Raw genomic sequence first — 6,311 nt, forward strand, 5'->3', positions numbered from 1 at the left:
GATACGTCCCCCCGACGAACGCCTCGACCGGCTCTCCCATGCACGCCTGCCCAGGTCGTGGTCGCCCCGCCAGCGTGCTCGTGGGGAACGGGCAGCGAGAAGACGTGTCCTGTCGGTGGGGGTCGGCAGGATGGGCGGGTGGACTCCCTCTCGCTCGCGCAGGCTCGTCGCGTCGCCCTCGGGGCCCAGGGGCTGCACCGGCCGCGACCGGACCCGGCGACCGGTCCCGACGGCGTCGGCGGCGTGACGATGCGCCGGGCGATGGCGACCGTGGACCGGCTCAACCTGCTCCAGATCGACTCGGTGAACGTCCTGGCGCGGGCACACCTGGTGCCGCTGTACTCACGGCTCGGGCCGTACGACGTGGGGCTGCTCGACCGGGCCGCGGGCAAGGCGCCCCGCCGGCTCGTCGAGACCTGGGCGCACGTCGCGTCCTACGTGCCCGCCGAGACGTACCCGCTGCTCGAGTGGCGTCGGCGCAACTACCTCGACGAGGCGTGGGGGACGATCGCCGGTGCGCCGCTGGCGCACGCCGCGGAGCTCGACCTCGTGCGGCGGATGGTCGCCGAGCGTGGCCCCGTGACGGCGCGCGAGATCCACGACGAGCTCGTCGCGACCGGGCGGTCCGGTCCGCGCTCGCGCGAGGAGTGGGGCTGGAACTGGACGATGGCCAAGCGCTGCCTCGAGTTCCTGTTCTTCACCGGCGAGGTCATGTCCGCCCGGCGGAACACGGCGTTCGAGCGCTGCTACGACCTCCCCGAGCGGGTGCTGCCCGCCGCGGTGCGCGCGGCGACTCCCGTCCCGGACGACGAGGCGGTGCGCCGGCTGCTCGAGCTCGGCGCACGGGCGCACGGCGTCGGCACCCTCCGTTGCTTCGCCGACTACTTCCGTCTGCGCGGGCCCGCCGTGCGCCGCGCGCACGCGGAGCTCGTCGAGGAGGGCGTCCTGGAGCCCGTCGAGGTGCGCGGCTGGGGCGAGCGCACCTTCCGGCACCGCGACGCGCGGCTGCCACGCCGTGCCGAGGCCCGCACGCTGCTCAGCCCGTTCGACCCGCTGGTGTGGGAGCGGCGCCGGCTCGAGGCGCTCTTCGACGTGTACTACCGGATCGAGATCTACGTGCCCGCGCCGAAGCGGGTGCTCGGTTACTACGTGCTGCCGTTCCTCGAAGGGGACGCGATCACCGCGTTCGTCGACCTCAAGGCCGACCGGCAGGCCGGGGTGCTGCGGGTGCAGTCCGCGCACCCCACCGCCCACGCCGGGCCCGGCACCGCCGCCGCCCTCGGTGCCGAGCTGGCCGTCCTCGCGGGGTGGCTCGGTCTGGAGACCACCGGGGTGACGCCCGCCGGGGAGCTCGCGCCCGCGCTCGCGGACGTGGTGCGCGCGGCCTGACCCGCGCCACGTCGGCGGCGCTGGTAGGACGCTCGTAGGATCGGCGCACCACGACGTCGCGGCGCCGGCGTCGGGCTCGGATCGGGACCACGTCAGGAGCGCTGATGGCCACGGCCGTGCTGTACCTCGCCGCCGCGCTCGTGGGCGGGCTGGCGGCGACCCTGCTGCGCCTCCCGCCGCTGGTGGGGTTTCTCGCCGCCGGGTTCGCGCTGGGGGCCACCGGTGCACCCGAGCTCCCCGGGCTGGAGACGGTCGCGGAGCTCGGGGTGGCGCTGCTGCTGTTCGCCATCGGGCTGAAGCTCGACGTCCGGTCCCTGCTGCGCCCCGAGATCTGGCTCACCACCCTCGTGCACCTGGTCCTGACCGTCGCGGTGGCCGTCGGCTTCCTCGGTCTGCTCGCCGTGGTCGGCATCCGGCTGCTCGCCGACGAGTCGTTCGGCTCGCTCGCCCTGGTGGGCCTCGCGCTGTCGTTCTCCTCGACGGTGTTCGTGGTCAAGGTGCTGGAGGACCGCTCGGACGCGACCGCGCTCTACGGACGCATCGCCGTCGGCGTGCTCGTGGTGCAGGACGTCGTCGCCGTCGTCTTCCTCGCCGTGTCCACCGGCGAGCCGCCGAGCCCGTGGGCCTTCGCCCTGCTCGCCCTCGTGCCGGGCGCGTGGGTGCTGCGCCGGGTGTGGGACCGAGCCGGCCACGGCGAGCTCCAGGCGTTGTTCGGCGCGTTCGTCGCCCTCGTGCCCGGCTTCTGGCTCTTCGAGCTGGCCGGTCTGTCGGGGGACCTGGGCGCGCTCGTGATGGGCGCGCTGCTCGCGGGGCACCCGCAGGCGACCGAGCTGTCCCGCTCGTTGTTGACGGTGAAGGACCTGGCGCTCGTCGCCTTCTTCCTGCAGATCGGGCTGCACGGCATGCCCGCGCCGGTCGACGTGGCGATCGCGCTCCTGCTGCTGCTCATGCTGCCCCTCCAGGTGGCCGTGTACGCCCTCCTCCTGTGGCTGATGCGCCTGCGACGGCGCACGTCGTTCCTCGCCGGGCTCGCGCTGGGCAACTTCTCCGAGTTCGGCATCATCGTCGTGGCGTTCGGCGCGACGTCCGGCCTGCTCGACGAGGAGTGGACGGTGATCGTCTCGCTCGCGGTCGCCGCCAGCTTCGTCGTCTCCGCGATCGTCAACCGGCGGGGCGTCGAGCTGGCCACCCGGCTCACCACCCTCCTGCCGCGCCGTGCCGCGGACAAGCTGCACCCGGACGACCGGCCGGTCGACATCGGCCGGGCCGACGCCGTGGTGCTCGGCCTCGGCCGTGTGGGCTCGGCCACGTACCGCCGGCTGCGCGACGTCCACGGCCTGTCCGTCATGGGGGTGGAGCACGACCGGACGCGGGTGGCCGCGCTGCTGGACGAGGGGATCGCCGTCGTGCCCGCCGACGCCACGGACACCGAGTTCTGGGCGCGGGTCAAGAGTGCCGGCCGGGTGCGCCTCGCCGTGCTCGCCATGCCCTTCCACAAGGCGAACCTCATCGCGCTCGCGAGGCTGCGGGCCGCGGGGTTCGACGGCCGGGTGGCGGCGATCGCGCGGTACGACGCGGACGCCGTCGAGCTGCGCCGGCACGGGGCCGACGCGGTCTTCCACCTGTACGGGGCTGCGGGTGCGGAGCTGGCCGACCGTGCGGCCGCCGACCTCGCTCCCGGGTCGGACGCCGAGCGCGAGACGCTGTGAGCGGGCGAACGGCCCCGTCTCCCCGGCGCGCCGGGGCCAGACGCCCGCTCACAGCGTCTCGGAGGAGGCGGGTCGCCGTTCGTCCGTCGCGAACCCGCACCGCTATCTCAGGTGATCGGCCTAGGATGGCTCCGGTGTGACCCAGGTGACGGCGCGGACGAGCGATCCTCTGCCACCCGTCGTCCGTCGGTCGCGCCGCACGGTCCCGGACAACCCCGGGGCGCCACCGACCCTGGAGTACTGCGTGCCTGCGATCCTCGAGAAGGTCCTGCGTTTTGGCGAGGGCCGAATTCTCAAGAAGCTCACCAGCCTGGCCGAGCAGGTCAACCGGCTCGAGCCCAGCTTCGAGGAGCTGAGCGACGCCGAGCTGCACGAGGAGACCGACCGGTTCAAGGAGCGGCTCGCGCACGGGGCGAGCCTCGACGAGCTGCTCCCGGAGGCGTTCGCCGCCGTCCGCGAGGCCGCACGCCGGACCCTGGGGCAGCGGCACTTCGACGTGCAGCTCATGGGCGGCGCCGCCCTGCACCTCGGCAACATCGCCGAGATGAAGACCGGTGAGGGCAAGACGCTGGTCGCGACGACGGCCGCCTACCTCAACGCGCTCGAGGGCAAGGGCGTGCACGTCATCACGACCAACGACTTCCTCGCGAAGTACCAGGGCGACCTCATGGGTCGCGTCTACCGCTTCCTCGGCATGACCACGGGCGTCATCATCTCCGGCCAGTCGCCCGAGGAGCGCCGCCGGCAGTACGCGGCCGACATCACCTACGGGACGAACAACGAGTTCGGCTTCGACTACCTGCGCGACAACATGGCGTGGTCGCCGGACGACCTGGTCCAGCGCGGGCACCACTTCGCCATCGTCGACGAGGTGGACTCGATCCTCATCGACGAGGCCCGCACGCCGCTCATCATCTCGGGCCCCGCCTCGGGCGACGCCAACCGGTGGTACACCGAGTTCGCGAAGGTCGTCCGCCGCCTGACGGTCGACGTCGACTACGAGGTCGACGAGAAGAAGAAGACGGTCGGCGTGCTCGAGCCCGGCATCGAGAAGATCGAGGACTACCTCGGGATCGACAACCTCTACGAGTCGCTCAACACGCCGCTGATCGGATTCCTCAACAACGCCATCAAGGCGAAGGAGCTGTTCAAGCGCGACAAGGACTACGTCGTGCTGAACGGCGAGGTCATGATCGTCGACGAGCACACCGGCCGTATCCTCGCCGGCCGCCGCTACAACGAGGGCATGCACCAGGCCATCGAGGCCAAGGAGGGCGTGCAGATCAAGGCGGAGAACCAGACGCTCGCCACGATCACGCTGCAGAACTACTTCCGGCTCTACGCCAAGCTCTCCGGGATGACCGGTACGGCCGAGACCGAGGCCGCCGAGTTCCAGGGCACGTACAAGCTCGGCGTCGTGCCCATCCCGACCAACCGGCCGATGGTGCGCATGGACCAGGCCGACCTCGTCTACAAGAACGAGGAGGGCAAGTTCAACGCCGTCGTCGAGGACATCGTCGAGCGGCACGCCAAGGGCCAGCCGGTGCTGGTCGGCACCACGAGCGTCGAGAAGTCGGAGCTGCTCTCGGGCCTGCTCAAGCGGGCCGGCGTCCCGCACAGCGTGCTGAACGCGAAGGAGCACGAGCGCGAGGCGTCCGTCGTCGCGCAGGCGGGCCGCAAGGGCGCCGTCACCGTCGCGACCAACATGGCCGGCCGCGGTACCGACATCATGCTCGGCGGCAACGCCGAGTTCCTGGCCGTCACCGAGATGGCCGAGCGCGGGCTCGACGCCGCCGAGGACCCGGAGGCGTACGAGGCCGCCTGGCCCGACGTCCTCGAGAAGGCCAAGGAGGCCGTGAGTACGGAGCACGAGGAGGTCACCGACCTCGGCGGCCTGTACGTGCTCGGCACGGAGCGCCACGAGTCGCGCCGCATCGACAACCAGCTGCGTGGTCGTTCCGGGCGTCAGGGTGACCCGGGCGAGTCCCGGTTCTACCTGTCGATGCAGGACGACCTGATGCGCCTGTTCAACTCGGGTCTCGCGTCGTCCATGATGGACCGCGCCGGGTTCCCCGACGACATGCCGCTCGAGTCGAAGATGGTGACCCGCGGCATCCAGAGCGCCCAGTCGCAGGTCGAGGCCCGCAACTTCGAGATCCGCAAGAACGTGCTCAAGTACGACGACGTGCTGTCCCGGCAGCGTTCCGTCATCTACGCCGAGCGCAAGCGGGTCCTGGAGGGCGAGGACCTCGAGGACCAGGTGCAGCACTTCCTCACGGACGTCGTGACGGCGTACGTCGAGGGGGCCACCTCCGAGGGGAACCCGGAGGCGTGGGACCTGGACGCGCTGTGGACCGCGCTGAAGTCGGTCTACCCGGTCACGATCACGCCTGAGGACGTGGTCGAGGAGGCCGGCGGCGTCGGCCGGCTCACGCACGAGCTGATCCTCGAGGAGCTGCTCTCGGACGCCCGCGTGGCGTACGAGGCGCGCGAGGAGTCCCTCGGCGAGGCCGCGATGCGCCAGCTCGAGCGGCGCGTGGTGCTCTCCGTCCTGGACCGCAAGTGGCGCGAGCACCTGTACGAGATGGACTACCTCAAGGAGGGCATCGGGCTGCGCGCGATGGCGCAGCGCGACCCGCTGGTCGAGTACCAGCGGGAGGGCTTCCTGCTCTTCCAGGCCATGACCGAGGCCATCAAGGAGGAGTCCGTCGGGTTCTTGTTCAACCTCGAGGTGCAGGTGCAGCAGCCCGGCGCGCAGGGTGGGCCCGTGATCTCTGCCGCGAGCGCGGCGGCGGCCGCGCAGTCCGGCGCCGGTCAGCTGGTCGGTGCCGGCGCCGCCGAGGCGTCCCCCGTGGTGGAGGCGGCGCCGGTCGCCGAGCCCGAGGCGCCTGCGGAGCCCGAGGCGGCCCCGGAGCCTGCGGCCGAGGCCGAGCCGGTGCTCGTGGCCAAGGGTCTCGAGGCACCCGCCCCGCAGCGGCTGTCCTACTCCGCGCCCAGCGAGGACGGCTCGACCACGACGACGGGTGGCGCCACGCGCCGGTCGCGCCGCGAGCTGCACGGCGAGGCGACCGCGGCCACCGGCGACGGCCGGACGTTCCCGGGCACCCCCCGCAACGCCCAGTGCCCCTGCGGCTCGGGCAAGAAGTACAAGGTGTGCCACGGCATCAACGAGTGAGCCGCTCGACCTGAGACGCCGGAGCCCCGGCCCGCACC

At 72.2% G+C, this 6,311-nt stretch carries 3 protein-coding genes; all 3 read left to right on the forward strand.

Translation table 11 applies throughout. The features are described from left to right. Positions 1-138 precede the first annotated feature (138 nt). The 3 genes from ACFT55_RS18440 (at position 139) to secA (ending at position 6,273) form a co-directional block, all read left to right on the forward strand. The gene (locus ACFT55_RS18440) at positions 139-1,389 is read left to right on the forward strand and encodes a winged helix-turn-helix domain-containing protein (protein ID WP_380245299.1); all 1,251 of its coding nucleotides are present in this window, start codon (positions 139-141) and stop codon (positions 1,387-1,389) included. A gap of 104 nt (positions 1,390-1,493) precedes the next feature. Continuing rightward, positions 1,494-3,098: a cation:proton antiporter gene (locus ACFT55_RS18445; RefSeq protein ID WP_380245300.1), complete on the forward strand. Its 1,605-nt coding sequence runs from the start codon at positions 1,494-1,496 to the stop codon at positions 3,096-3,098. 244 nt (positions 3,099-3,342) lie between these two features. Continuing rightward, positions 3,343-6,273, forward strand: a complete 2,931-nt coding sequence (gene secA / locus ACFT55_RS18450; RefSeq protein ID WP_380245301.1) for a preprotein translocase subunit SecA — start codon at positions 3,343-3,345, stop codon at positions 6,271-6,273. Positions 6,274-6,311 lie beyond the last annotated feature (38 nt).

The sequence above is a fragment of the Isoptericola sp. NPDC057191 genome (genome assembly GCF_042670225.1).
GTDB lineage: Bacteria > Actinomycetota > Actinomycetes > Actinomycetales > Cellulomonadaceae > Isoptericola.